This window comes from Variovorax sp. Varisp36 (genome assembly GCF_047304235.1).
In the GTDB taxonomy this organism is placed as follows: Bacteria; Pseudomonadota; Gammaproteobacteria; order Burkholderiales; family Burkholderiaceae_C; genus Variovorax.
On record NZ_JBGLYU010000004.1, the window covers coordinates 121,295 to 148,075 of the forward strand.

The 26,781-nt window shown below is 67.9% G+C and carries 23 protein-coding genes; 19 read left to right on the plus strand and 4 right to left on the minus strand.

All coding sequences use genetic code 11. The features are described 5' to 3' along the window. Positions 1-17 precede the first annotated feature (17 nt). Positions 18-1,730 carry a bifunctional protein-serine/threonine kinase/phosphatase gene (locus ACCD11_RS04250; RefSeq protein ID WP_413312569.1) on the minus strand — a complete coding sequence of 571 codons (1,713 nt, stop codon included), beginning with the start codon at positions 1,728-1,730 and terminating at the stop codon, positions 18-20. 63 nt (positions 1,731-1,793) lie between these two features. Here ACCD11_RS04250 and nirB point away from each other — a divergent pair, with 63 nt between their 5' ends. The 16 genes from nirB to ACCD11_RS04330 all read left to right on the plus strand — a co-directional run bounded on the left by nirB (position 1,794) and on the right by ACCD11_RS04330 (position 19,068). Next, complete coding sequence (gene nirB / locus ACCD11_RS04255) at positions 1,794-4,226, plus strand: nitrite reductase large subunit NirB (RefSeq protein WP_413312570.1); 2,433 nt, start codon at positions 1,794-1,796, stop codon at positions 4,224-4,226. Continuing rightward, entirely contained in the window at positions 4,223-5,014 is a 792-nt protein-coding gene (locus tag ACCD11_RS04260; RefSeq protein WP_413312571.1) for a type IV pili methyl-accepting chemotaxis transducer N-terminal domain-containing protein, read from the plus strand. The genes nirB and ACCD11_RS04260 overlap by 4 nt, the downstream gene beginning before the upstream one ends. 18 nt (positions 5,015-5,032) lie before the next feature. Continuing rightward, the gene (gene nirD / locus ACCD11_RS04265) at positions 5,033-5,428 is read left to right on the plus strand and encodes a nitrite reductase small subunit NirD (RefSeq protein WP_007833669.1); all 396 of its coding nucleotides are present in this window, start codon (positions 5,033-5,035) and stop codon (positions 5,426-5,428) included. Between the two features lie 75 nt (positions 5,429-5,503). After that, positions 5,504-8,299 (plus strand): molybdopterin-dependent oxidoreductase, encoded by a 2,796-nt coding sequence (locus ACCD11_RS04270; protein WP_413312572.1) that lies wholly within the window; start codon positions 5,504-5,506, stop codon positions 8,297-8,299. 100 nt (positions 8,300-8,399) lie between these two features. Next, entirely contained in the window at positions 8,400-9,305 is a 906-nt protein-coding gene (ybiB, locus tag ACCD11_RS04275) for a DNA-binding protein YbiB (RefSeq protein ID WP_413312573.1), read from the plus strand. Continuing rightward, complete coding sequence (cobA, locus tag ACCD11_RS04280; RefSeq protein ID WP_007833673.1) at positions 9,302-10,105, plus strand: uroporphyrinogen-III C-methyltransferase; 804 nt, start codon at positions 9,302-9,304, stop codon at positions 10,103-10,105. Before ybiB ends, cobA begins: the two co-directional genes overlap by 4 nt. Before the next feature lie 86 nt (positions 10,106-10,191). Then, complete coding sequence (locus tag ACCD11_RS04285; protein ID WP_007833674.1) at positions 10,192-11,307, plus strand: ABC transporter ATP-binding protein; 1,116 nt, start codon at positions 10,192-10,194, stop codon at positions 11,305-11,307. A gap of 70 nt (positions 11,308-11,377) precedes the next feature. Next, a complete protein-coding gene (locus ACCD11_RS04290; protein WP_413312574.1) occupies positions 11,378-12,646 on the plus strand; it encodes an ABC transporter substrate-binding protein in 1,269 nt (422 codons plus the stop codon). A 115-nt stretch (positions 12,647-12,761) separates the two neighbouring features. Next, entirely contained in the window at positions 12,762-13,634 is an 873-nt protein-coding gene (locus ACCD11_RS04295; RefSeq protein WP_413312575.1) for an ABC transporter permease, read from the plus strand. 1 nt (position 13,635) lies between these two features. Beyond that, positions 13,636-14,526, plus strand: a complete 891-nt coding sequence (locus ACCD11_RS04300) for an ABC transporter permease (protein WP_007833679.1) — start codon at positions 13,636-13,638, stop codon at positions 14,524-14,526. A gap of 63 nt (positions 14,527-14,589) precedes the next feature. Then, positions 14,590-15,714, plus strand: a complete 1,125-nt coding sequence (locus ACCD11_RS04305; RefSeq protein WP_413312576.1) for a sterol desaturase family protein — start codon at positions 14,590-14,592, stop codon at positions 15,712-15,714. Next, a complete protein-coding gene (locus tag ACCD11_RS04310) occupies positions 15,714-16,502 on the plus strand; it encodes a YaeF family permuted papain-like enzyme (protein ID WP_413312577.1) in 789 nt (262 codons plus the stop codon). The genes ACCD11_RS04305 and ACCD11_RS04310 overlap by 1 nt, the downstream gene beginning before the upstream one ends. Next, complete coding sequence (locus ACCD11_RS04315; protein ID WP_413312578.1) at positions 16,499-17,716, plus strand: NAD(P)/FAD-dependent oxidoreductase; 1,218 nt, start codon at positions 16,499-16,501, stop codon at positions 17,714-17,716. Before ACCD11_RS04310 ends, ACCD11_RS04315 begins: the two co-directional genes overlap by 4 nt. A gap of 110 nt (positions 17,717-17,826) precedes the next feature. After that, positions 17,827-18,039 (plus strand): 30S ribosomal protein S21, encoded by a 213-nt coding sequence (rpsU, locus tag ACCD11_RS04320; protein ID WP_007833691.1) that lies wholly within the window; start codon positions 17,827-17,829, stop codon positions 18,037-18,039. A 109-nt stretch (positions 18,040-18,148) separates the two neighbouring features. Next, positions 18,149-18,598 carry a GatB/YqeY domain-containing protein gene (locus ACCD11_RS04325; protein ID WP_007833692.1) on the plus strand — a complete coding sequence of 150 codons (450 nt, stop codon included), beginning with the start codon at positions 18,149-18,151 and terminating at the stop codon, positions 18,596-18,598. After that, entirely contained in the window at positions 18,598-19,068 is a 471-nt protein-coding gene (locus ACCD11_RS04330) for an NUDIX domain-containing protein (protein WP_007833693.1), read from the plus strand. Before ACCD11_RS04325 ends, ACCD11_RS04330 begins: the two co-directional genes overlap by 1 nt. Positions 19,069-19,074: 6 nt before the next feature. On the opposite strand, the gene ACCD11_RS04335 is transcribed toward ACCD11_RS04330, so the two are convergent. Then, a complete protein-coding gene (locus tag ACCD11_RS04335) occupies positions 19,075-19,830 on the minus strand; it encodes a sulfite exporter TauE/SafE family protein (RefSeq protein WP_413312579.1) in 756 nt (251 codons plus the stop codon). A 101-nt stretch (positions 19,831-19,931) separates the two neighbouring features. On the opposite strand from ACCD11_RS04335, the gene ACCD11_RS04340 reads away from it, so the two are divergent. Further along, entirely contained in the window at positions 19,932-20,837 is a 906-nt protein-coding gene (locus ACCD11_RS04340; protein WP_413312580.1) for a LysR family transcriptional regulator, read from the plus strand. A gap of 27 nt (positions 20,838-20,864) precedes the next feature. On the opposite strand, the gene pmbA is transcribed toward ACCD11_RS04340, so the two are convergent. Further along, positions 20,865-22,235: a metalloprotease PmbA gene (gene pmbA / locus ACCD11_RS04345; RefSeq protein ID WP_007833703.1), complete on the minus strand. Its 1,371-nt coding sequence runs from the start codon at positions 22,233-22,235 to the stop codon at positions 20,865-20,867. A 105-nt stretch (positions 22,236-22,340) separates the two neighbouring features. Here pmbA and yjgA point away from each other — a divergent pair, with 105 nt between their 5' ends. Continuing rightward, positions 22,341-22,997 (plus strand): ribosome biogenesis factor YjgA, encoded by a 657-nt coding sequence (gene yjgA / locus ACCD11_RS04350; protein ID WP_413312581.1) that lies wholly within the window; start codon positions 22,341-22,343, stop codon positions 22,995-22,997. A gap of 43 nt (positions 22,998-23,040) precedes the next feature. Further along, entirely contained in the window at positions 23,041-23,625 is a 585-nt protein-coding gene (gene mog, locus ACCD11_RS04355) for a molybdopterin adenylyltransferase (protein WP_413312582.1), read from the plus strand. Here mog and ACCD11_RS04360 read toward each other — a convergent pair. Then, positions 23,615-26,779 (minus strand): CusA/CzcA family heavy metal efflux RND transporter, encoded by a 3,165-nt coding sequence (locus ACCD11_RS04360; RefSeq protein WP_413312583.1) that lies wholly within the window; start codon positions 26,777-26,779, stop codon positions 23,615-23,617. The two genes, mog and ACCD11_RS04360, sit on opposite strands and share 11 nt — an antisense overlap. Positions 26,780-26,781: the final 2 nt, after the last annotated feature.

Genomic DNA, 26,781 nt, shown 5'->3' on the forward strand with positions numbered 1-26,781 from the left:
GCCCCGCCGACCTCCGTTCAACGTGGCAGGAACAGGAGCCACACGATCAGCAAGAGGTTGAACAGTATCGACACGCCCAGCGCCAGCTGGTAGAGCGCAAGTGGGTCGCGGCGGATCAGTGGCGTGGCGGCGGGCGCATTCACCGGGCGGGAGGCACCACGCTCCAATGCGAGCAGCAGCTCCTCGGCGGTCTCGAAGCGCTCGCGCGGATCGCGGGCGACGGCCTTGCGCACCAGGTGGTCGAGCCAGATCGGCACGTCGGGCCGCAGGCGCGAGAGCGCGACCGGGTCTCGCCGGTAGCGCGCCACCTGGTAGGGCTCGATCTCGCCGTAAGGCAGGTGGCCGGTGAGCCACTGGTACAGCGTGACGCCGAGCGCGAACAGGTCGCTGCCCGCATCGGCGACGCCACCCTCCTCCCATTGCTCGGGGTTGATGTAGCTCGGCGTGCCGGCATGCAGTTCGCGCTGCGCCGCGCTTTCGCGGCCGGACAGCGCCACCCCCAGGTCGATGATGCGCCAGCGGCCGTCCTCGCCCAGGTGCAGGTTGCCCGGCTTGATGTCGCGGTGCACCACGCCCTGGCGATGCAGCCGGCCGAGCGCACGGCTCAGTGCGATGGCGGCGGCAACGACCTCGCCCACCGCGCCCCGCGCGTTCGCCTTGCGCAGCTGCTCCAGCGTACGGCCGCCGTGCCAGTCGAACACGATGTACAGCGCGCTCGCATCCGCGGCGCGCTCGTGCACGCGCACGAAGCCGTTGCCGCCGACGCGCAAACCGAGCCACGCCTCGTGCGCCAGCATCGCGCGCTCCTGCGGGTCGCCGGCGCGCGAGGGGTGCAGCGTCTTCAGCGCGACCAGCTCGCGCGTGGCCGGATGCCTGGCCTGGTACAGCAGGTGCACGCCGGTGTCGGCCACCAGCGCGGTGATGGCGTAGCCGTCGAGCACGTCGCCCACCTTCAGCGCGGGCGGTGGTGCGAGCCGGCGGCCGTCGCCGAGTTCGTCGTCGAGCTGCCGCGCGTCGAGCCCCACCACGCGGATGACCAGCGCCGTCGCGTTGTCGCGCGTGCCGGCCTCCAGCGCCGCGCGCACCAGCGCCTCGCTGGCCGCCTCGGCGTCGCCCTGCAAGGCGAGCGCGGCCACCTGCTGCGGCCTGAGCACGCCATGCACGCCGTCGGAGCTCAGCACGAAGCAGTCGCCCACGCGCACGTCGCCCTGCACGTAGTCGACGCGCACCTGGTCGTCCAGGCCGATGGCGCGCGTCAGGCGGCTGCGCATGTCGGGATGGTCGAAGGCATGGTCCTGCGTGAGCGGCACGGCCGGCTCGCCGCCCGCGCGCACACGCCAGGCGCGCGTGTCGCCCACATGCGCCAGCGTGTAGCCCTGGCCGTGCAGCACCAGTGCGGTGAGCGTGGTGAGCGCCGTGCCGCCGCCGTCCTTGCCCTGGCGCCGGCGGTTGTGGTCGGCCAGCCAGCCGTTCTGCGCGCCGATCAGGCGGTCGAGCGCGGCGGTCGGCTCCCAGGTATCGGGCGTGGCGAAGTAGTCGGCCAGCAGGCCCATCACCGTGGTCTGCGCCGCCTCGCGGCCGTGCCCGCCGCTGGACACGCCATCGGCAATGGCCGCGATGAGGCCGCGCGCCTCGTCGCCCCGCGGCGCATGCACCGCGCCGGCGAAGTCTTCATTCAGCTCGCGCGGTCCGCGCTGGCTGCTGTAGCCGATGTCCACTTCAAAGCTCATGGCGCGATTCTCCTCGCGCGCCGCGGGCACTCGCTTGCTTGATTCGACGAAAGGTAGGGCCCCATGAAGAAAATGAAACTCGTGATGGTCGGCAACGGCATGGCCGGCGTGCGCACGCTCGAAGAGCTGCTGAAGATCGCGCCCGACCTGTACGACATCACCGTCTTCGGCGCGGAGCCGCATCCCAACTACAACCGCATCCTGCTGTCGCCCGTGCTGGCCGGCGAGCAGACGGTCGACGAGATCGTGCTCAACAGCTGGGAGTGGTACAGCGACAACCACATCACGCTGCATGCCGGCAAGAAGGTGGTCGAGGTCGACCGCGTGAAGCGCATCGTGCGCGCGGAAGATGGCACCGAAGCCGCCTACGACCGCCTGCTGATGTGCACCGGCTCCAACCCCTTCATGCTGCCGGTGCCAGGCAAGGACCTGAAGGGCGTGATCGCCTACCGCGACATCGCCGACACCGACTACATGATCGAGACCGCGCGCACGCACAAGAACGCGGTGGTCATCGGCGGCGGCCTGCTGGGCCTGGAAGCCGCCAACGGCCTGATGCTGCGCGGCATGAACGTGACGGTGGTGCACGTGATGCCCTGGCTGATGGAACGCCAGCTCGACGACGTGGCGGGCAAGCTGCTGCAGAAGTCGCTGGAAGACCGAGGACTCAAGTTCCTGATGGGTGCGCAGACGCAGGACATGGTCGGCAATGAAGAGGGCCGCGTCAAAGCCATCCGCTTCAAGGACGGCACAGAGGTCGCGGCCGACCTGGTGGTGATGGCGGTCGGCATCCGCCCCAACGTGGAGCTGGCCGAGAAGATGCGCCTGCACTGCAACCGCGGCATCGTCGTCACCGACACGATGCAGACCGTGACCGACGCGCGCATCTATTCGGTGGGCGAATGCGCGGCGCACCGCGGCATCGCCTACGGCCTGGTCGCGCCGCTGTTCGAGCAGGCCAAGGTGGCGGCCAACCATCTCGCCCAGTTCGGCATCGGCCGCTACCTCGGGTCGCTCACCTCCACCAAGCTCAAGGTGACTGGCATCGACCTGTTCAGCGCCGGCGAGTTCATGGGCGGCGAAGGCACCGAAGAGATCGTCATGAGCGACCCCTTCGGCGGCGTCTACAAGAAGCTGGTGCTCAAGGACGACAAGCTGGTCGGCGCCTGCCTGTACGGCGACACGGTGGACGGCAGCTGGTACTTCAAGCTGCTGCGCGATGGCCGCAGCGTGCACGACATTCGCGACAAGCTGATGTTCGGCGAATCCAACATCGGCGACACCGGCCACGAGGGCCACAGCAAGGCCGCGAGCATGCCCGACGACGCCGAGGTATGCGGCTGCAACGGCGTGAGCAAGGGCACGATCTGCAAGGCCATCAAGGACAAGGGCCTGTTCACGCTCGACGAGGTGAAGAAGCACACCAAGGCCAGCGCGAGCTGCGGCTCGTGCACCGGGCTGGTCGAGCAGATCCTGATGTTCACCGCCGGCGGCGACTACTCGGCCACGCCGAAGAAGAAGGCCGTGTGCGGCTGCACCGACGTGAGCCACCAGGACGTGCGCGACGCGATCCGCAAGCAGCACTACCTCACGCACGACGAGGTCTACCGCAACCTCGGCTGGCGCACGCCCAACGGCTGCGCCACCTGCCGCCCGGCCATCAACTACTACCTGATCAGCACCTGGCCGAAAGAAGCGAAGGACGATCCGCAGAGCCGCTTCATCAACGAGCGCAGCCACGCCAACATCCAGAAGGACGGCACCTACTCCGTCATTCCGCGCATGTGGGGCGGCCACACCACGCCCGACGAGCTGCGCCGCATCGCCGACGCGGCCGACAAGTACAAGATCCCCACCGTCAAGGTCACGGGCGGCCAGCGCATCGACCTGCTGGGCGTGAAGAAGGAAGACCTGGAGAACGTCTGGAAGGACATCGGCATGCCCAGCGGCTTTGCCTATGCCAAGTCGCTGCGCACGGTGAAGACCTGCGTGGGCAGCGAGTGGTGCCGCTTCGGCACGCAAGACTCCACGCAGATGGGCAAGGACCTGGAGCGCGCGCTGTGGGCCATGTACTCGCCGCACAAGGTCAAGCTGGCCGTGTCGGGCTGCCCGCGCAACTGCGCGGAGGCCGGCATCAAGGACGTGGGCGTGATCGGCGTCGATTCGGGCTGGGAAATCTACGTCGGCGGCAACGGCGGCATCAAGACCGAGGTGGCCGAATTCCTCGTCAAGGTGAAGACCAGCGAAGAGGTGATGGAGTACGCGGGCGCGTTCCTGCAGCTGTACCGCGAAGAGGGCTGGTACCTGGAACGCACGGTGCACTACATCGGCCGTGTGGGCCTGGACTACGTGAAGAAGCGGATCCTCGAAGACGCGGAGGCCCGCAAGACGCTGTGGGAGCGCCTGCAGTTCGCGCTCGACGGCGAGCCGGATCCGTGGTTCGAGTCGGCGCAGGCCTCGGTGGACGTGCGGCAGTTCACGCCGCTGACCGCATGAAGCGCAGGGCTTTCCTCGCATCCGCGGCCGCCGCCGGCATGGGCGCCGGGCTGGGCGCAAATGCCCAGGTCACCGACCTGAACGATGCGATCAACAAGGCGGGCCGCCAGCGCATGCTGTCGCAGCGCGCGAGCAAGGCATATCTGGCACTGGTGCAGAACGTCGAATCGCGCAACGCGCAGCAGGTGCTCGACAAGTCGATCGCGCTGTTCGAGCGCCAGCTCGGCGAGCTGAAAGCCTTCGCGCCCAACCCGACCATTCGCGGCACCTACGAGTCGCTCGACAACGCCTGGGGCGAGTTCAAGCGCGAACTCACGGGCATGACGCCCGGCAAGGAGGAAGCCACCCGAGTCGTGAAGCTCGACGCCGCCGTGCTCGCGCTGGCCAACCAGGGCACCGCGCAGTACGAAGCCGCCTCGGGCAGGCCGGTGGGCAAGCTCGTGAACATCGCGGGCCGCCAGCGCATGCTGTCGCAGCGCATGGCCAAGTTCTACCTGGCCTCGGCAATGCAGATCGACCCGGCGGGCAGCACGGCCGAGATCGGCAAGTCGCGCGCCGAATTCCTGGCCGCGCTCGAAGTGCTGCGCAACGCGCCCGAGGCCACCGCGCAGATCAGGCAGGAGCTGGTGCTGGCCGATGCGCAGTGGATGTTCTTCAACCGGGGCCTGCAGCGCCTCGAAGGCGCCGGCGCGTCGCCCGCCCTGATGTCCGACGTGTTCGTCGCCAGCGAGAACCTGCTGGCGATCATGGACCGCGTCACCGGCCTGTACTCAGAAATCAAGACGTAGACGAAAAGAGAGCCCACCATGAGCGATTGGAAAGTCATCTGCCGCATCGACGACATCCCCGTGCTCGGCGCCCGCCGCGTGGCGCGGCCTGCCGGCGTGGACGTCGCCGTGTTCCGCAATGCCGAGGACCAGGTGTTCGCGCTGCTCGACCGCTGCCCGCACAAGGGCGGCCCGCTCAGCCAGGGCATCGTGTTCGGCACCAGCGTGGCCTGCCCGCTGCACAACTGGGCGATCGGGCTGGACGACGGCTGCGCCAAGTCGCCCGACGAAGGCTGCACGCCGAAGTTCGCCGTGAAGGTGGAAGACGGCGTGGTGCATCTCGACGCGGGCGAACTGGCCACGCACGCCATCGACCTGCCACGCCCCATTGCCGGTCCCAAGGTGTTGTCCCCTCTCCCCCTGGGAGAGGGCTAGGGTGAGGGCAGCAGCGTGACCTTCGTGAGCGCCGTCGACCCTCACCCCCGCTCGCTCCCGGAGGGAGCGGGTGCAATGCGGGAAACCCGCTCCACCTGCCCCTACTGCGGCGTAGGCTGTGGCGTCATCATCGAATCGAGTGGCGACGAGATCACCGGCGTGCGCGGCGACCCCGACCATCCGGCGAATTTTGGCCGCCTGTGCACCAAGGGCTCGACGCTGCACCTCACGGCCAGCGCAACGGTCACGCGCCAGACGCGGCTGCTGCAGCCCATGCAGCGCCTGGTGCGCGCGGAAGCGCCCATGGCGGTTGCGTGGGACACCGCGCTCGACAACGCCGCAGGCAAGTTCGCGCAGGTGATCCGCGACCATGGCCCCGACGCGGTCGGCTTCTATGTGTCGGGCCAGCTGCTCACCGAGGACTACTACGTCTTCAACAAGCTCGCCAAGGGCCTGGTCGGCACCAACAACGTCGACACCAATTCGCGCCTGTGCATGAGCAGCGCGGTCGCCGGCTACAAGCAGACGCTGGGCGCCGATGCGCCGCCGGCCTGCTACGACGACCTGAAGCATGCCGACTGCCTGTTCATCGTGGGCAGCAACACGGCGTGGGCACACCCCATTCTTTTCCGCCGCATCGAGGACGCGAAGGCCGCGAACCCCGCGCTCAAGATCATCGTGGCCGACCCGCGCCGTACCGACACGGTCGAGATCGCCGACCTGTTCCTGCCGATCCAGCCCGGCACCGATGTGATGCTGTTCAACGGCATGCTGCACCTGATGCTGTGGGAAGGCTGGATCGATGCGAAGTACATCGCCGCCCACACCAGTGGCTTCGACGCGCTGAAGGCCACGGTGCGCGAATGCACGCCCGACAAGGTGGCGCAGGCCTGCGGCATCTCGAAGGACGACCTGCTCGCGGCCGCACGGCTGTTTGCCACATCGCCTGCCACGCTGAGCCTGTACTGCCAAGGCCTGAACCAGTCGTCGAGCGGCACGGCGAAGAATGCCGCGCTCATCAACCTGCACCTGGCGACCGCGCAGATCGGCCGGCCCGGCGCGGGCCCGTTCTCGCTGACCGGCCAGCCCAATGCGATGGGCGGACGCGAGGTCGGCGGCCTGGCCAACCTGCTGAGCGCGCACCGCGACCTGGCGAACCCCGATCACCGCGCCGAAGTGGCCGCGTTGTGGGGCGTGCCCTCGGTGCCCGAGAAGCCGGGCAAGACGGCGGTCGAGATGTTCCAGGCCGCGGCCGACGGCGAGATCCGCGCGCTGTGGATCGCCTGCACCAACCCCGCGCAATCGATGCCCGACCAGGCGACGGTGCGCCGCGCGCTGGAGCGCGCCGAGTTCGTGGTGGTGCAGGAAGCCTTCGCCACCACCGCCACCTGCGCCTTCGCCGACCTGCTGCTGCCCGCCACCACCTGGGGCGAGAAGGAAGGCACCGTGACCAACAGCGAGCGCCGCATCTCGCGCGTGCGCCCGGCCGTTGCCGCACCTGGCGAGGCGCGCAACGACTGGTCGATCGCGGTGGCCTTCGCGCACCGGCTCGAACGGCAGCTCGGCCGCGCGCCCACGCTGTTCCCGTACGAGACGGCCGAATCGGTCTGGAACGAACACCGCGAATCGACGCGTGGGCGCGACCTCGACATCACCGGCCTGAGCTACGCGATGCTGGAAACCGCCGGCCCGCAGCAATGGCCGCTGAAGGAAGGCGAAAGCACCGGCCGCATTCGCCTCTACGAAGACGGCGTGTTCCCCACGCCCGACGGCCGCGCCCGTTTTGTCGACACCGTCTACAAGCCGGTGGCCGAGGCCCGCGAAGCGCGCTACCCCTTCTCGCTGAACACCGGCCGCCTGCGCGACCAGTGGCACGGCATGAGCCGCACCGGCACGGCCGGCCGGCTGTTCGGGCACGTGTCGGAGCCAGTCGTGCAGATGAACGCGCAGGACATGGCGCGCCGCCAGATCGGCGAAGGCGACCTCGTGCACCTGACCTCGAAGCGGGGCTCGATCATGCTGCCCGCGCGCGCCAGCGCCGAGATCGGCCTGAGCCAGGCCTTCGTCGCCATGCACTGGGGCGAGGAATACCTGAGCGGTTGCTCGTCGACCGGCGTGCGACTGGCGGGCATCAACGCGCTCACCACGCCGGCCTATTGCCCGACCTCGAAGCAGCCCGAGCTGAAGCACACGCCGGTGAAGATCCTCAAGGCCGAACTGCCGTGGTCGCTGCTGGCCATGGCCTGGCTGCCCGCCGACGCGGCACTGGCCACGCACCGCGCGCTGCAGCCGCTGATGGCGTTGTTTCCTTTTGCGACCTGCGTGCCGTTCGCGGGCAACACCCAAGGCCAGGAGCGCAGCGGCATCCTGTTCCGCGCCGCCGCGCACGACGCGCCCGACGAGGCGCTGGTCGAGAAGATCGAAGCCCTGCTCGGCCTGCAGACCGCCGACACCCTGCGCTACGCCGACCGCCGGCGCGGCCAGCGACGCTCCGCGCGGCTGGTGCGCCGCGTCGACGGCAGCGCCGGCCTCGAGGCCTTCCTGCTGGGCGGCGACACCAGCGCGGAAGCCTGGATCGCCACGCTGCTGCGGGAAGAGCTGCCGGCGCAGAGCTATGGCCGCCTGCTGCTGTCGCCGGGCTCGAAGGCACCGGTGGCGGTGCAGTCGCGCGGCAAGACGGTGTGCACATGCTTCAACGTCGCGGACGTGGCGATCCAGACCGAGCTGGGGCGCTGCAGCGGCACGGCCGACGAGCGGCTGGCCAAGCTGCAGGGGGCCCTGAAGTGCGGCACGAACTGCGGATCGTGCATTCCGGAACTCAAGCGGATGGTGCGGGCGACGCCGGCCGAGGCCGAAGCGGTCACCCCATGATTCCCCGTCTTGCTCCCTCCCCCGCTGGGGGAGGGAGCCAATCCAAGGCATAAGCCATCTCGCATTCCGGCATAAGCCTTGCAGGACAATCCATCCACCCATGGGAATCAGCCAATACATCAAGGAAATCGGCCGCGGCGCGCGAGGCGCCAAGCCGCTCACGCGCGAACAGGCCACCGACCTGTTCGGCCAGGTGCTGGACGGCACCGTCACCGACCTCGAGATCGGCGGCTTCTGCCTGGCCATGCGCATCAAGGGCGAAACGCCCGAGGAGATGGCCGGCTTCCTCGATGCGACCCATGCGCGGCTGAACCGCATCCCGGCCGGTGACCGCCCGCTGGTCGTGCTGCCGAGCTACAACGGCGCGCGCAAGCTGCCGGTGCTCACGCCGCTGCTGGCGCTGCTGCTGGCCCGCGAAGGCCTGCCGGTGCTGGTGCATGGCAGCGCAAGCGAAACCTCGCGCGTGCTCGCATCGAACGTGCTCACGGCACTCGGGCTGCCGCCGATGGCCGAAATCCGCCCCATCGCCAACGGCGAAGCGGCCTTTGCGCCCACCGAGCTGCTGAACCCCGCGCTCAAGCGCCTGCTCGACGTGCGCCGCGTGGTCGGCCTGCGCAACCCCGGCCACAGCGTGGTCAAGCTGATGCAGCCCACCGCCGGCCCCTGCGTGGTGATCGCGAGCTACACGCACCCCGAATACGCGCGCACCATGGGCGAGACCTTCGAGCTCACGGGCATGACCGCCCTGCTCTCGCGCGGCCTCGAAGGCGAAGTGGTGTCCGACCCGCGCCGCACCGCGCAGATCGACGGCTTCGTGCGCGGCGTGCGCACCGAGCTGCAGGCGCAGCAGGCCGGCACCGCCGCCGACGTGCCGGGCCTGCCGAAGGAAATCGACGTCGCGACCACCGCCGACTACACGCGCCGCGTGCTGGCCGGCGAGCTTCCCGTGCCCGAGGCCATCGCAACGCAAGTCAGGCACATCACGCAACTGGCATCCCACGCATGAACAACGCATCCACTCTCATCACCGGCCACTGCACCCTGGTCGGCGCCGGCCCGGGCGACCCGGAACTGCTGACCGTCAAGGCCGTGAAGGCGATCCAGGCCGCGACGGTGCTGCTGGTCGACGACCTCGTGAGCGACCAGATCGTGCAGGCCTACGCCCGCCCCGGCGCGCGCATCGTGCACGTTGGCAAGCGCGGCGGCTGCAAGAGCACGCCGCAGGCATTCATCGAGCGGCTGATGATCACCGCGGTGCGCGAAGGCGAGACGGTGGTCCGGCTCAAGGGCGGCGACCCGTTCATCTTCGGCCGCGGCGGCGAAGAGGTGGAGCACCTGCGCGAAGCCGGCATCGAATGCGCCGTGGTCAACGGCATCACCGCGGGCCTCGCGGCCGTGACCTCGCTGGGGGTGCCGCTCACGCACCGCGACCATGCGCAGGGCGTGGTGTTCGTCACCGGCCACGCCAAGACCGGCGCTGGCGCGGGCGAAGACCCGACCGACTGGCGCGCGCTGGCCGCGACGGCCTACAACGCACGCCTGACGCTGGTGATCTACATGGGCGTGTCGGGTGCCGCGCACATCGAACGCGAGCTGCTGCAAGGCCTGCCGGGCGACACGCCGGTGGCGGTCATCCAGCACGCGAGCCTGCCGCACCAGCGGCACATCGCGACCACGCTGGGCAACCTGCAGAACGGTATCGCCAAGGCCGGCCTGGCCAGCCCCGCGGTGATCGTGGTAGGCGACGTGCTGCGCGGGCTGGCAGCCGCTGAGGTACCGGTGGACGCGGACAAGTTCGGTACCTGATCGGCACCTGACCAGGGCGAGGACAGCACGAGCGGCACGGGCGCCGCGCACCACAACGTGGCATGGATCGTGCTGAGCCATCGGCAATGAATGCCGTCGCCACGCCCGAACCCGCCGCAGTCGAGATCGTCGCGCTCACCAAGCGCTATGCCCCCGGCACACCGGCCGCCGTCGACCGGATAGACCTGCGCATTGCCAGCGGCAGCTACTGCTGCCTGCTCGGCCCGTCGGGCTGCGGCAAGAGCACCACGTTGCGCATGATCGCGGGCCACGAGTCCGTCACCAGCGGCGACATCCTGCTGGACAACCGCAACATCACGAACCTGCCCGCCGCCGCGCGCGGCACGGCGATGATGTTCCAGAGCTTCGCGCTGTTCCCCCACCTGTCGGCCACCGACAACGTGGCCTTCAGTCTCAAGATGAAGGGCGTCGGCAAGGCCGAGCGCCATCGGCGCGCCAACGACCTGCTCGCGCGCGTCGCCATGGGCCACCTGGCCGCACGCAAGCCCGGTGAACTTTCGGGCGGCCAGCAGCAGCGCGTGGCGCTGGCGCGGGCGCTCATCACCGAACCGCGCGTGCTGCTGCTCGACGAGCCGCTCTCGGCGCTCGACCCCTTCCTGCGCATCCAGATGCGCGCCGAGCTGCGGCGCTGGCAGAAGGAACTGGGCCTGACCTTCGTGCACGTCACGCACTCGCAGGAGGAGGCGATGGCGCTGGCCGACACCATGGTGGTCATGAACCACGGCGTGATCGAGCAGGTCGGCTCGCCGCACGCGGTCTACAACCATCCGGCGAGCGAATTCGTGGCACGCTTCATGGGCGGCCACAACGTGTTCGATACGCCGGCCGGCCCGATCGCGGTGCGCAACGACCACATGCGGATCGCCGCGGCAACGGATGCCGCCACGGCGGCCGGCTTGCCCGCCACCGTCACCGACGTCGAGTACCAGGGCACCTACGTGCTGCTCGGCCTGGCGCTCGACGCCGTCGCGCCGGGGCGCCAGAACGTTTCGGTGCTTCTGGGCGAGGCCGCCTTTCTTTCGCGCCCCTATGCGCAGGGCGAGGCGGTGCGCCTTTCGTGGGCCGAGGCCGACGCTCGCGTGCTCGGCCCCGGCGCCAGGCCGCCGGGCGAGCGCGTGCCGGCGCCCGTCGACGCAAACGCCCTGCGCGACGACACGGCCGCACTCGCCCTGACCCTGTGAGCGCTCCAGTAGCCCGCTTTCTCGTTTTCCCGCGTTCGTCCCCTTCCACTTTTTTTCTGGAGACCTAGCCATGACCGACCCCATCGACTCGTCCACCGGCGTCAAGCGCCGCACCCTTCTGCAAGGCACGGCCGGCATCCTGGCTGCGGGCGTCGCGCCCTTCGTGCATGCGCAGGAGAAGGTCGTGCTGCGCTACCTCGGCACCGCCGTGAACCAGGACAAGGCCATCGCCGAGAAGTTCAAGGCCGACACCGGCATCGAGATCCAGTACGTGGCCGTGACCACCGACGACGTGACCAAGCGCGCAGTCACCGCGCCGAACAGCTTCGACCTGATCGACACCGAGTTCTTCTCGCTCAAGAAGATCGTGCCGACCGGCAACCTCAAGGGCATCGACACCAAGCGCGTGAAGAACGCCGACAAGATCACCTCGCTCTTCACCAAGGGCGAAGTGGCGGGCAAGAAGGTCGGCAGCCAGGGCACGGCGCCGGTCAAGGTGATCTACCTCGAAGGCGAGAAGAGCAAGGCCTTCGCCAAGTCGGCCACGCAGTTCATGTCGCTGATCCCGACCACCTACAACGCCGACACGCTGGGCATCCGCCCGGACCTGATCAAGCGCCCCATCGGCTCGTGGGCCGAGTTGCTGAACCCCGAGTTCAAGGGCAAGGCCGCGATCCTGAACATTCCGTCGATCGGCATCATGGACGCCGCGATGGTGGTGGAGGCCAAGGGCATCCACAAATACGCCGACAAGGGCAACATGACCAAGGCCGAGATCGACCTGACGATCAAGACCCTGATCGAAGCCAAGAAGGCCGGCCAGTTCCGCGCGCTGTGGAAGGACTTCAACGAGTCGGTGAACCTGATGGCCTCCGGCGAAGTGGTGATCCAGTCGATGTGGTCGCCCGCCGTCACGGCCGTGCGCAGCAAGGGCATCGACTGCACCTTCCAGCCGCTCAAGGAAGGCTATCGCGCCTGGGCCTCGGGCTTCGGCCTGCCGGCCACGCTTTCGGGCAAGAAGCTCGACGGTGCCTATGAATTCATCAACTGGTTCCTCGATGGCTGGGCAGGCGCCTACCTCAACCGCCAGGGCTACTACAGCGCCGTGCTCGACACCGCCAAGACCAAGATGGAAGCCTACGAGTGGGCCTACTGGATGGAAGGCAAGCCCGCCACCCAGGACATCAAGAGCCCGCAGGGCGACGTGATCGCCAAGGCCGGTGCGGTGCGCGACGGCGGCAGCTACGAGCAGCGCATGGGCGGCATCGCGTGCTGGAACGCCGTCATGGACGAGAACGAGTACATGGTGAGGAAATGGAACGAGTTCGTTGCGGCCTGACCGTGCGGATCCCATTCCAGAAACACCGCGGAACCGGCTTTGCCGGGCCGCTGGTGTTGCCCCCGGTAGGGGGTTGGCGTAGCGACACGAAGTGCGCGAAGACTGGGGGCGAGCTTTGACGGTGAAGGCGTGGTGGCAGGCGGCGCCGTTCGCGCTGGTGTTCCTGCTGTTCTTCCTGATCCCGCTGGCGCTGGTCGCCATGGTCAGCCTGTGGAACTTCAACGAGTACGAGCTGATCCCGGCCGTCACGCTGCGCAACTACCTGAGCCTGTTCGAGGGTTGCGCGAGCCTCACCGACAACGGCGACCTCTGCGTCACGCTGAACACCTACTTGAGCACCTTCAAGTTCTGCGTGCTGGTGTGGGGCATCACGCTGCTCGTCGGCTTTTCGGTGGCCTACTTCCTGGCGTTCCACGTGCGCTCGTCGACGATGCAGACGGTGCTGTTCGTGCTGTGCACCGTGCCCTTCTGGACCTCCAACGTGATCCGCATGATCTCGTGGGTGCCGCTGCTGGGACGCAACGGACTGGTCAACCAGGCGCTGATGGGCGTGGGCCTCGTGAACCAGCCGGTCGAGTGGCTGCTGTTCTCCGACTTCTCGGTGGTGCTGGCCTTCGTGCACCTGTACACGATGTTCATGATCGTGCCGATCTTCAACAGCATGATGCGCATCGACCGTTCGCTGCTCGAAGCGGCCAGCGACGCCGGCGCCTCGGGCTGGCAGACGCTGTGGAACGTGGTGGTGCCGCTGTCGCGCACCGGCATCCTGATCGGCTCGATCTTCGTCATCACCATCGTCATGGGCGACTTCGTCACCATCGGCGTGATGGGCGGGCAGCAGATCGCCTCCATCGGCAAGATCATCCAGGTACAGACCTCGTACCTGCAGTTCCCGCTGGCTGCGGCCAACGCCATGATCCTTCTGGCGGTGGTGCTGATGATCATCTGGGGCCTGACCCGGATGGTCGACATCCGCAAGGAGCTCTGAGATGCAGACACCCATCGGCGCCCAGCGCGCGCCCGGTTTCTGGCCGCTGGCCACCGTGTTCGGGCTCTTCGTGCTGTTCCTTTACGGCCCGATGATCACTATCTTCGTGCTGAGCTTCCAGGGCCCCGAAGGCGGCCTGACCTTTCCGCTGCGCGGGCTGTCGCTGCACTGGTTCTACAAGCTGGCCGAAGGCCTGGGCACCGTCGACATCGGCGCGGCCTTCCGGCGCTCGCTGGCGCTGGGTGCGGTGGTGATGGCTTTCACCGTCGTGCTGTCGGTGCTCGCCGGGCTCGCATTCCGCAAGAAGCTCGCGGGCAGCAACGCCCTGTTCTTCGTCACGGTCGCCAGCCTCATCATGCCGTCGATCATCATTTCGCTGGGCATCGGCCTGCAGTTCCGGCTGCTCGACACGGGCATCAAGAGCCTGCTCACGGCCGTGGACGCAACCACGCTGCTCGAGGGCTACGGCACCGCGCTCGGCCTGTTCAGCTCCGCCCTCGGCGCGCACCTGACGTGGACGCTGCCATTCGGGCTGCTCATCATGTTCGCGGTGTTCAACCGCTTCAACCCGGCCTACGAGGAAGCTGCGCGCGACCTCGGCGCAACGCCGTGGCAGACCTTCCGCTTCGTGGTGCTGCCGCTGATCGGCCCATCGATCGTTGGCATCGGCATGTTCGGCTTCACGCTGTCGTGGGACGAGATTGCCCGCACCTCGCAGGCCATCGGCGACGTCAACACGCTGCCGCTCGAACTGCAGGGGCTGACCTCGACGGTGACCACGCCTTCGATCTATGCGCTCGGCACGGTGACCACCGTGGTGTCGCTGCTGGTGATGGCGGTGGCGCTGGGCGCGGCTGCCCTGCTGCGCCGGCGCTCCGTGCGGAAGGCGTGAGCGTTTTCCTACAGCCGCCTAAAATCGCGCCCCAACAAAAGCGCAAGCAAGAAAGAGGCGGAAATGCTCGAGAAACTCAATGAATTCACGGAAAGCCACGGCGAATTGCGCCGCGGCCGAGGCCTGGTCACTGGAACCATCGCACTGAGCCTCGGCATTCTGTGCTTCCTCGGTGTGCTGGCCTTCCACTTTCCGCAGTACCTCACCACGCCCGAGCTGCGCAAGAGCTACAACGTCGACGTGATGCGCTTCATCCTGCTGGCGGCCATGGTGATCTCGGGCGGGCTGTCGCTGGTCAACATCATCTTCAACCGCTCGCGCTGGCTGTCGTCGGCCGCGTTCCTGCTGGTGGCGGCCTCGGCGCTGCTGGGCGGGCACAAGGTGCCGGTGCACGACTTCGCGGACAACACGCCGTACATCGGGCTGGACTGGTTCATCCTCGACCTGCTGGGCTCGTCGCTGATCTTCATCTTCATCGAGAAGCTCTTTGCGCTGCGCAAAGACCAACCCGTGTTCCGCGAGGAGTGGCAGACCGACTTCCACCACTTCGTGGTGAACCACATGATCGTGGGCTTCGTGTTGCTGGCCACCAACCTGATGGTGCACAAGTTCTTCGGCTGGGCCGCCAACGACGGCATCCGCGGCTGGGTGGGCAACCTGCCGTTCTGGGCCGGCATCCTGCTGATCATCCTGGTGGCCGACCTCGTGCAGTACTGGACGCACCGCGCGTACCACGAAGTGCCGGTGCTGTGGCGCCTGCACGCGGTGCACCACAGCGTGAAGAGCATGGACTGGATGGCGGGCTCGCGCCAGCACATCCTCGAACTGCTGATCACGCGCACGCTGGTGCTCGCGCCCATCTACGTGCTGGGCTTCAGCAAGGAAGTGATCGACGCCTACATCGTGGTGGTGGGCTTCCAGGCGGTGTTCAACCACTGCAACGTGAGCGTACGGCTCGGCCCGCTGCGCTACCTGATCGTGACGCCCAACTTCCACCACTGGCACCACAGCCAGGACATCGAGGCGCTCGACAAGAACTACGCGGCGCACTACGCCTTCCTCGACTACCTCTTCGGCACCGCGGTGAAGAGCACCAAGCTCTGGCCCGAGAAATACGGCGTGCTGGGCGACTACGTGCCCAACGGCTTCTTCAAGCAGCTGAAGTTCCCCTTCGTCTGGAAAGGCTGATGCACTCCCGCTTCCGGACTTTCGCGGCCCTCGCTGCCGCGGGCGCCGCCTTGCTGCTCACGGCCTGCGCCACCCGCGTCGACCTGCCGACCAAGGACGCCGGCCTGCGCGTGCGGGTGCAGAGCTCGGTCATCGCACCGGGCAACGGCGGCGAGCTCATCGCCGCCGACGCGCTGGCGCCGGGCGACATCCTGCTGACCTCCATCGCCACGTTGAACTCCTTCGGCATCCGGCTGGGCACCTTCTCGCCAGTGAGCCATGCGGTGCTCTACCTCGGCGACGGCCAGATCGCCGAAGCCGTGGGCACCGGCGTGCGCGCACGGCCGCTGGCCGAGGTGGTCGATGAAGAGCAGATGGTGGTGGCCTTCCGCGTGCCGGGCGTGGACGAAGCCGGTGCCGGGCGCATGCGCGAATGGGCGCTGTCGCAGGTCGGCGCGCGCTACAACACCGTGGGCGTGCTGCTGAACGCGCCTTTCGTGCTGAACCGACGCCTGTGCGAGCTGCCGCTGATGCCGGGCGCAGTCAGCCACTACTGCATGAGCGGCATGGCGATGGTTCAGTTGGGCGCGAGCCGCGACGACCAGTTCTTCTGCTCGCAGTTCGTGCTCGAGGCCTACCGGCAGGCCGGCCTGCCGATCACCAGCGCCGATCCGCGCTGGGTGAGCCCGGCCGACCTGCTGCACATGCGCGAAGGCGACGTGCCCTCCATCGCCGCCACGCAGCCGCTGCGTTATGTGGGCCACCTGAAATACAACCCGCCGCCGCTGCTCGCGGCAGACGGCCCTTGAGCGCGCCCGCGTCTTCCCGCTTCGACGTCGTCGTGATCGGCGCCGGGGCCGCCGGGCTGTTCTGCGCCGGCATCGCAGGCCAGCGCGGGCTCAAGGTGCTGGTGGTGGACCACAGCGAGAAGGTGGGCGAGAAGATCCGCATCTCGGGCGGCGGCCGTGCCAACTTCACCAACCGTGATCTCGATGTGCGCGCGCCGCAGCGCCACTTCATCGGCGACAACCCCAATTTCTGCCGCTCGGCGCTGTCGCGCTACGCGCCGCAGCAGTTCATCGAACTGGTACAGAGGCACGGCATCGCCTTCCACGAGAAGCACAAGGGGCAGCTGTTCTGCGATGGCTCCTCACAGCAGATCGTCGACATGCTGCTGGCGGAATGCGCGGCGGGCGGAGTCGAGCGCTGGCAGCCGTGCAAGGCCGGAAACATCACGCTGACGGGCTCTGGCAGCTATCGAATCGAGAGCAGCCGCGGTGCCATCGAGACGCCGAAGATCGTGGTTGCCACCGGCGGCCTGTCGATTCCCCAGATCGGCGCCAGCGACTTCGGCTACCGCATCGCCGAGCAGTTCGGCCTGCGCCTCGTCGCGCCCCGGCCAGCGCTGGTGCCGCTGACCTTCGGCGGCGAGGCCTGGGCGCCGTATGCCGAACTGGCCGGGCTCGCGCTGCCGGTGCGCATCGAGACCGGTGCCAGGAAAGAGAAGACGGCATTCCTCGAAGACCTGCTGTTCACCCACCGAGGACTGTCGGGCCCGGCCGTGCTGCAGATTTCGAGCTACTGGAAGCCCGGCACCCCGCTGACGCTCGATTTCGCGCCGGGCACGAACGTGGCCGAGGCGCTCGGCGAAGCCAAGCTGCGCTCGAAGAAGCGCATCGCCAACGAACTGGCCACGCTGGTGCCCTCCCGGCTGGCCGACGCCTGGGTCGGCCAGGACCCGGCCCTGCAGCGCCCCGTCAACGAGGCCGCCGACAAGGCGCTGGCCGCCCTGTCGGAGCGCATCGCCCGCTGGCAGATCACGCCCAGCGGCACCGAAGGCTACAAGAAGGCCGAGGTGACGGCCGGCGGTGTCGACACCCGCGACCTGTCGTCCCAGACCATGGAATCGAAGCAGCCGGGCCTGTATTTCATCGGCGAAGTGGTCGATGTGACGGGTTGGTTGGGCGGATACAACTTCCAATGGGCCTGGGCGAGCGCGCATGCCTGCGCAAGCGCGCTATAATCTCGGGCTAACTTCTGGCCTCCCCTCAACGGCCACCAAAGATTTCAGTTGAGGAACCCCGGCTTTGGGCCTCGATCTCCCCGAGCCAACTTCAGTTCAACGATTCATCAATGACCACCATCCGCGTTAAAGAAAACGAGCCCTTCGACGTCGCACTGCGCCGTTTCAAGCGCACCATCGAAAAGCTCGGCCTGCTGACCGACCTGCGCGCCCGCGAGTTCTACGAAAAGCCGACCGCCGAGCGCAAGCGCAAGAAGGCCGCCGCGGTCAAGCGCCACTACAAGCGCGTGCGCAGCATGCAGCTGCCCAAGAAGCTGTACTAAGCAACGCCCCCGGGCGGCAGGCCTCGACGAAAGTCGGCGCCGTCGCCCAGTTGCCTCAGCCGCGCCAGGGAAACCTGCCGCGGCTTTTGTTTTTGCCAAAGGTTGCCGAATGACTCTCAAAGAACAGATCACCGAAGACATGAAGACGGCGATGCGCGCCAAGGACTCCGAGCGCCTCGCCACCATCCGCCTGCTGCTCGCAGCCTTGAAGCAGAAGGAAGTCGACGAGCGCGTGGAGCTCGACGACGCCATGGTCGTCGCCATCGTCGACAAGATGGTCAAGCAGCGCAAGGACTCGATCGCCGCCTTCACCACCGGCGGCCGCATCGACCTGGCCGACAAGGAAGCTGCCGAGATCAAGGTGCTCGAGGTCTACCTGCCCCAGCGCATGAGCGCCGATGAAACGGTGGCCGCAGTGAAGGCCATCGTGGCCGAACTGGGCGCCAGCGGCCCCGGCGACATGGGCAAGGTGATGGGCGTGGTCAAGACCCGCCTCGCCGGCAAGGCCGACATGGGCCAGGTCAGCGCTGCCGTCAAAGCGGCCCTGACAGGCGCCTGATGAGCACCGGCAGCCCCCGCGCCCCGATCCTCAAGGCCTGTGCCTGCCTGGTCGACGCGCAGGGCCGGCTGCTGGTGTTCCGCCATCCCGAGGATGGCAACATGCAGCTCCCCAAGGGCACCATCGAGCCCGGCGAGTCCCCCGAGATCGCGGTGTGCCGCGAGCTGCTCGAAGAATCGGGCATCGACTACGCCGGCCCGCTGCAGTCGCTCGGCACGCTCGACCGCGAATGCGAAGCCGGCGTCGAGGGCAACACGCACCGCCATCCGCAGCTGTGGCACCTGTTCCTGATGCGCGCCGAGGGCGGGCTGCCCGAGACCTTCATGCACACCGCCACCGGCAGTCCCGAAGAAGAAGGCCTCATCTTCCTGTTCAGCTGGCTCGAACCCGGCGATGCCATCGACGACTTCGCCCTGCCCTACCGCCAGACCATCGAGCGCGTGCGCACGGCCCTGCTGCTCGCGGCCTGAGCCTTTTCAGCCCGCGGCGCGCGTGGCCATGTACACGCCCAGCAGCGCCAGCCCGACCAGGAAGCAGCGCCGGAACACCGCCACCGAAAGCCGCCGCCGCAACCAAGTCCCGAGCATCATGCCGCCGATGGCCGGCACCAGCATCGCGATCGACCCGCCCACCGCAGACGCCGGATAGCTCCCATTTCCGGCCAGCCCCATGGCCAGCACCACGGTCGAGGTGGTGAACGAAATTCCCATCGCCTGGATCAGCGAGTCGCGCTGGAACCCTAGCGCCTGCAGGTACGGCACGGCCGGCACCACGAACACACCGGTCACGGCCGTCACCAGCCCCGTGGCGATGCCCGCCACAGGCCCCAGCCAGCGCGCCTGCCCCTCGGCCACGTGCAGCTGCCGCCCCGTCAGCCCCCAGCCCGCATAGAGCACCAGCGCCACGCCGAGCGCCACCGTCGCCCATGCCCCCGACGGCACGCCCAGCCACAACGCGCCGCCCAGCGTGCCGACGACGATCCCCGCCTGCATGCCGCCGATACGCTCGAGCACCGGCAGGAAGCTCGCGCGCGGCCCGGTCTGCCAGACGTTGGTGACCAGCGAGGGCACGATCAGCAGTGCCGCCGCCTGCACTGGCGGCATCCACAGCGCGAGCAGCGCCATCGACACCGTGGGCAGCCCCAGCCCGATCACGCCCTTGATCACACCGGCCAGCAGGAACACGGCCGCTGCGGCAACCCAGAAGCCCGTCAAGTCGTTCGAATGCATCATCGCGGCCGAGTCTGCCGGGCAATGCCGCACCGGGAAATGCGGTGTTCGCAGAGCCGGCCTCAGGCTGGGACTGAGGCTCTTGATGCACACTCCGCCGAACCATGCGATTCGATCTCACCGACCTTCGGCTTTTTCTCAACGTGGTCGAAGCCGGCAGCCTCACCGGCGGCGCCGGGCGTTCGCACATGACGCTGGCCTCCGCGAGCCAGCGCGTGCGCGGCATGGAAGACGCCCTCGGCAGCCCGCTGCTCACGCGCCACGCGCAGGGCGTGCGCGCCACCGAAGCCGGCCGCACGCTGCTGCACCATGCGCGCGTCGTTCTGCAGCAGATGGAACGCCTGCGCGGCGAGCTCGGCGAATACGGCCAGGGCCTCAAGGGCCACGTGCGCTTCATGTGCGGCACCTCGGCGCTGACCGAGCACCTTCCCGAGGTGCTGAGCCGCTTTCTCGCCGAGCATCCGCGCATTTCGGTCGACCTCGAGGAGCGCGCCAGTCCGGACACAGTGGAAGCGCTGCGCGGCGGCCTGTGCGACATCGGCATCGTCTCGGACGCCATCGACAGCGAAGGACTGGAATGCCACCCCTTTCGCCGCGACGACCTCGTGCTCGTGATGCCCCGCGGCCACGCGCTGGCCGGACGCCGGCGCCTGCGGCTGGCCGACGTGGTCGACAGCGAATTCGTGGGCCTGCCTGCGAACAGTGCGTTGCAGCAGCTGATCACCCAGCATGTGCGCGCGCTCGGCAAGCACCTGGCCTACCGGGTGCGCGTGCGCAACTTCGAGGCCGTGTGCCGCATGGTGGAGTACGGCATCGGCGTCGGCATCGTGCCCCAGACCGCGGCCGAACGCTGCGCGCGTTCGATGAAGATTGCGCGCGCCTCGCTCTCCGACACCTGGGCGGAACGCACGCTGATGGCCTGCGTGCGTTCGTCGGAAGACCTGCCGCTCAATGCGCGGCGCATGCTCGAGCACCTGATCGCACCGCCCGCAGAAGCTGCAAAGAAGTGACCGGTGGGCGGGCGCCCGCCCAGGGGCTCAGCTGCCCGCGATCTTCATGCGGTTCACCAGGACCGACCCCGTGGTCTTGGCGCCGAAGGTGTAGGCATCGGCCCCGATGGCCTCGATGCCCATGAGCATGTCCTTCAGGTTGCCGGCGATGGTGATCTCCTGCACCGGGAAGGCGATGCGGCCCTTCTCAACCCAGAAGCCACTGGCGCCGCGCGAGTAGTCGCCGGTCACGTAGTTCACGCCCTGGCCCATCAGCTCGATCACGAACAGGCCGGTGCCGAGCTTGGCGAGCATGGCGTCGAGGTCGTCGCCGTGCTTGGTGAGGCGCGAGCTCAGCGTCAGGTTGTGCGAACCGCCGGCGTTGCCGGTGGTCTTCATACCCAGCTTGCGGGCCGAGTAGGTCGAGAGAAAGTAGCCTTCGAGGCGGCCGGCATCGACCACCTTGCGCGCCCGCGTGGTCACGCCTTCGTCGTCAAAGGGCGAACTGCCCTTGCCGCGAATGAGGTGCGGGTCTTCGGCCACATCGACGTGCTTGGGCAGCACTGGCTTTCCCAGCGAGTCGAGCAGGAAGCTGCTCTTGCGGTACAGCGCCCCCCCGCTCACGGCCTGCACCAGCCCGCCCAGCAGGCCCACGGCCAGCGGCGACTCGAACAGCACCGGGCATTCGGTGGTCTTGATCTTGCGCGACTTCAGGCGGCTCAGCGCCCGTTCGGCGGCGTAGCGGCCCACGGCCTGCGGGCTGGCCAGTTCACCGGCCGAGCGCATGGAGCTGTACCAGGCATCGCGCTGCATGTCGTCGCCCTTGCCGGCGATGGGCGCCACCGAGATCGAGTGCCGCGAGCTGGCATAGCCGCCGCGAAAGCCGTGCGTGTGGGCGCTGAAGAAGTGGCTCTGCTGCGCCGAGACGCCCGCGCCTTCGCTGTTGGTGATGCGCTTGTCGGTCGTCAGGGCCGCCTCTTCGCATTCCAGCGCCAGCCTGGCGGCCTGCTCGCTCGTCACGTCCCAGGGATGGAACAGGTCGAGTTCGGGGTGCACCTTGGCGATGTCCTCTTCGTCCGGCAGGCCGCTGACGGGGTCTTCGGCCGTGAAGCGGGCGATGTCGTAGGCCGCCTGCACGGTCTGCTTGATGGCGGCGTCGGAGAAGTCGGAGGTGCTGGCGTTGCCGCGGCGGTGGCCCACGTAGACCGTGATGCCCAGCGACTTGTCGCGGTTGCGCTCGACGTTTTCCAGCTCGCCCTTGCGTACCGAGACGCTCAGGCCGCAGCCCTCGGAGGCCTCGGCCCCGGCGTCGGTGGCGCCGAGCTTCTTGGCATGGGCCAAGGCCGAGTCGACCAGGTTTTCGAAGAAGGAGCGGCTGTAGGCGAAGCCGGAATCGGCGCGCGAGGAGGATGTCGTCATGTGGTGGCTATGATACTTGCGCCCCCCATTTCCCGTTTTCCCCCAGCTTCCCACTGCGCATTGCACGCGTTGCAACGCCGCACGGTGCGGCCCAGAATCCACCTCATGTCCCGCAAACCCAAAAAAGGCTATTTCGTCCGTGGCCAGTTCGTAGCCGAAGGCAGCGAACTCGACCTTGAGCTCAAGCGCGAGCTCAAGGGCTCCGACGAAGCCAGCCGCACCGATCTCAAGCGCGAAAGCGACGAACTGCAGAAGCTCGGCACCGAGCTGCTCACACTGCGCGCCGGCCTGTTCGACGCACTCCAGCTCGACGAGAAACTGGTCGACGCCATCGCCGAGGCCAAGCGCATCACCAATTTCGAGGGCAAGCGCCGCCAGATGCAGTTCATCGGCAAGCTCATGCGCAAGCTGGAGCCCGAAGTGCTCGAGGCAGTGAAGCTCGCCCTGAGCGAACAGAACAGCATGCCGGCCGCCGAAACCGCCGCCCTGCACGAGGCCGAACGGTGGCGCGACCGGCTGATTGCCGACGACGACGCCCTGGGCGGCTGGATCGAAACCCATCCCGCCACCGACTCGCAACAGCTGCGCGCGCTGGTGCGCCAGGCCCGCAAGGACATGAAGTCCGGCCCGGCCGGCGAAGCGCCGCGCCAGGGCAAGGCCTATCGCGAAATCTTTCAGCTCGTGCGCGCGCAACTGGCAGTGCACGGAGGCGCGGACCATGCGGCGGCCGCCGCCGCACAAGACCGGGAAGACGACGCATGAGCCCCTTGTCTTTCTCCCTCCCCTCCCGGGAAGGAGCAACACCATGAGCGCACCGGACTCTGTTCGCATCGGCATCGTCTCGGTCAGCGACCGCGCCTCCAGCGGCACCTACGAAGACAAGGGCCTGCCTGCGCTGAAGGAATGGCTCGGCCGGGCACTGAAGAACCCCATCGAATTCGAGCCCCGACTGATCCCCGACGAGGCCGACCGCATCAGCGCAACGCTGATCGAACTGGTCGACGCCGGCTGCTCGCTGGTGCTGACCACCGGCGGCACCGGCCCCGCCCTGCGCGACGTGACCCCAGAGGCCACGCTGGCCGTGGCTCACAAGGAAATGCCAGGCTTCGGCGAACAGATGCGCCAGATCAGCCTGCGCTTCGTGCCGACGGCGATCCTGTCGCGGCAGGTGGCAGTGATCCGCGGCAAAAGCCTGATCATCAACCTGCCGGGGCAGCCGAAGTCGATTGCGGAAACGCTCGAAGGGCTCAAGGACACCGAAGGCGTGCAGGTCGTACCCGGCATCTTTGCAGCGGTGCCCTACTGCATCGACCTGATCGGCGGGCCGTACCTCGAGACGGACGATTCGGTCTGCAAGGCGTTCAGGCCGAAGTCCGCCATCAGGCGCTGAGGCCCCAGGCCTCGCGCTCGCCTTCCTCCTCCCGCCGGTGCGCGATGCGGTAGAGCAGCGGAAGCACCAGCAGCGTCAGCGCGGTCGACGAAAGAATACCGCCGATCACCACCGTCGCCAGCGGCCGCTGCACCTCGGCACCGGTACCGGTGGCGATGGCCATCGGCACGAAACCCAGCGAGGCGACCAGCGCCGTCATCAGCACCGGCCGCAGCCGCGTGAGCGCGCCTTCGCGGATGGCCGCGTCCAGCGGCAGGCCGCCTTCGCGCAGGTTGCGGATGAAGGAGATCATCACCAGCCCGTTGAGCACCGCCACGCCCGACAGCGCGATGAAGCCCACCGCCGCCGAGATCGACAGCGGAATGCCGCGCATCCACAGCGCCACGATGCCGCCCGTGAGCGCGAACGGGATGCCGGTGAACACCAGCAGGCCGTCCTTGATGTTCCCGAACATCGCGAACAGCAGCGTGAACACCAGCAGCAGCGACACCGGCACCACGATCTGCAGCCGCTGCGTGGCCGAGGCCAGGTTCTCGTACTGGCCGCCCCACACGGTCCAGTAGCCGGCGGGGATCTTCACCTTGCCCATCGCCTCCTCGGCCTCGGCCACGAAGGAGCCGAGGTCGCGGCCGCGCACGTTGGCGCTGACCACGATTCGGCGCTTGCCGTCCTCTCGGCTCACCTGGTTGGGGCCGGGCGCAATGTCGAGCGTGGCCACCTCGCCCAGCGGGATGAAGCTGGTGCGCATGCCTTCGGCACCCGCGCCATTGGGCAAGGCAACGGGCAAGCGCTTGATGGCCTCGAGGTCGGTGCGCAGGTTTTCGGGCAGGCGCACGATGATGCCGAAGCGCCGGTCGCCGTCGAACAGCGTGCCCGCCTCGCGCCCGCCGACCGCCGCCGAGATCGCGTCCTGCACGTCGCCCACATTGAGGCCGTAGCGCGCAGTCTTGTTGCGGTCGATGTTCACGGTGAGCATCGGCAGGCCGGTGGTCTGCTCGACCTTCACCTCGGCCGCGCCAGCGATCTTGCCCAGCACGCCCGACACCTCGGCCGCGGTCTTGTTCAGCACGTCCATGTCGTCGCCGAAGATCTTCACGGCCACGTCGCTGCGCACGCCCGAGATCAGCTCGTTGAAGCGCAGCTGGATCGGCTGCGAAAACTCGTAGTTGTTGCCCGGCAGCTTTTCCACCTCTTCCTGCACGGCGGCCAGCAGCTCTTCCCGCGTGCGCTTCGGCTTGGGCCACTCGCTCTCGGGCTTGAGCATGATGTAGCCGTCGGAGATGTTCGGTGGCATCGGGTCCGATGCAATCTCGGCCGTGCCCGTGCGCGCGAACACGCGCTCGATCTCCGGAAACCTCGCCTTCAGCGTGCGTTCGAGCTGCTTCTGCATCTCGACCGACTGCGTGAGGCTCGTGCCCGGGATGCGAAGCGCCTGGATCGCGAAATCTCCCTCGCTCAGGCTCGGCACGAACTCCGTGCCCAGGCGCGTCGCCAGCAGGCCCGACAGCACCACCGCCACCGCGGCCAGGGTAATGACCAGCGGCTTGGCCGACATGACGCGCGCGAGCAGCGGCTCGTAGCCGCGCTTGGCCCACACCATCAGGCGGTTCTCCTTCTCGCTGACCTTGCTGCCAATGAACAGCGCCACGGCCGCGGGGATGAAGGTGATCGACAGGATCATCGCGCCCAGCAGGGCAATCACCACGGTGAAAGCCATCGGGTGGAACAGCTTGCCCTCGACGCCCGTGAGCGCAAAGATCGGCAGGTACACGATCATGATGATCAGCTGGCCGAACAGCAGCGGGCGCCTCGCCTCCTGCGAGGCCGCGAACACTTCGTGGAAGCGCTCGCTGCGCGTCAGTGGCCGCCCCTTGTGTGACTGCGCATGGGCCAGCCTTCGCACGCAGTTCTCCACGATCACCACCGCGCCGTCGATGATGATGCCGAAGTCCAGCGCGCCCAGGCTCATGAGGTTGGCGCTGACCTTCTGGTTCACCATGCCGGTGAAGGTGAAGAGCATCGACAGCGGAATCACCAGCGCAGTGATCAGCGCCGCACGGATGTTGCCGAGGAACAGGAACAGGATCGCGATGACCAGCACCGCGCCCTCGAACAGGTTCTTCTTCACCGTGGCGATGGCCTTGTCGACCAGCACGGTGCGGTCGTACACCGTCACCGCCTTCACGCCGGCGGGCAGCGTGCGGTTGATCTCCCGCATCTTCTTGTCGACAGCCTGCGACACGGTGCGGCTGTTCTCGCCGATCAGCATGAACACGGTTCCGAGCACCACTTCGCGGCCGTTGTCGGTGGCCGCGCCGGTGCGCAGTTCCTTGCCGATGCCGACCTCGGCCACGTCCTGCACGCGCAGCGGAATGCCGCGCGCGTTGCCGAGGATCACGTTGCCGATGTCTTCCACCGACTTCACCTGCCCCGGCGCGCGAATGAGGTACTGCTCGCCGCGCTTCTCGATGTAGCCCGCGCCCACGTTGGCGTTGTTGCGCTCCAGCGCGGTGACCAGGTTGGTCATCGTGAGGCCGTGGGCCAGCAGCTTGGCGGGGTCGGGCGCGATCTGGAACTCCTTGGCGTAACCGCCGATGGAGTTGATCTCGGTCACGCCCGCCACGTTGCGCAACTGCGGCTTGATGATCCAGTCCTGGATCTCGCGCAGGTCGGTGGGCGAGTACGGCTTGCCGTCGGCCTTCTTCGCCCCCTCCAGCGCCTCGACGGTCCAGAGGTAGATCTCGCCGAGGCCGGTCGAGATCGGCCCGACCACCGGCGAAATGCCGCTCGGCATGCTTTCCCGCGCAGACTGGATGCGCTCATTGACGAGCTGCCGCGCGAAGTAGATGTCGATGCCGTCCTTGAAGATCACCGTCACCTGCGACAGGCCGTAGCGCGACAGCGAACGGGTCTGCTGCAAGCCCGGCAGTCCGGCCATGACCGTCTCGATCGGGTAGGTCACGCGCTGCTCGGCCTCAAGCGGCGAATAGCCGGGTGCGGCAGTGTTGATCTGCACCTGCACGTTGGTGATGTCGGGCACCGCGTCGATGGGCAGCTTCTGGTAACTGAAGATGCCGAGTGCGGCCATGCCGAGCACGGCGAGCAGGATCAGCCAGCGCTGTTCGATGGAAAAGCGAATGATGCGTTCGAACATGC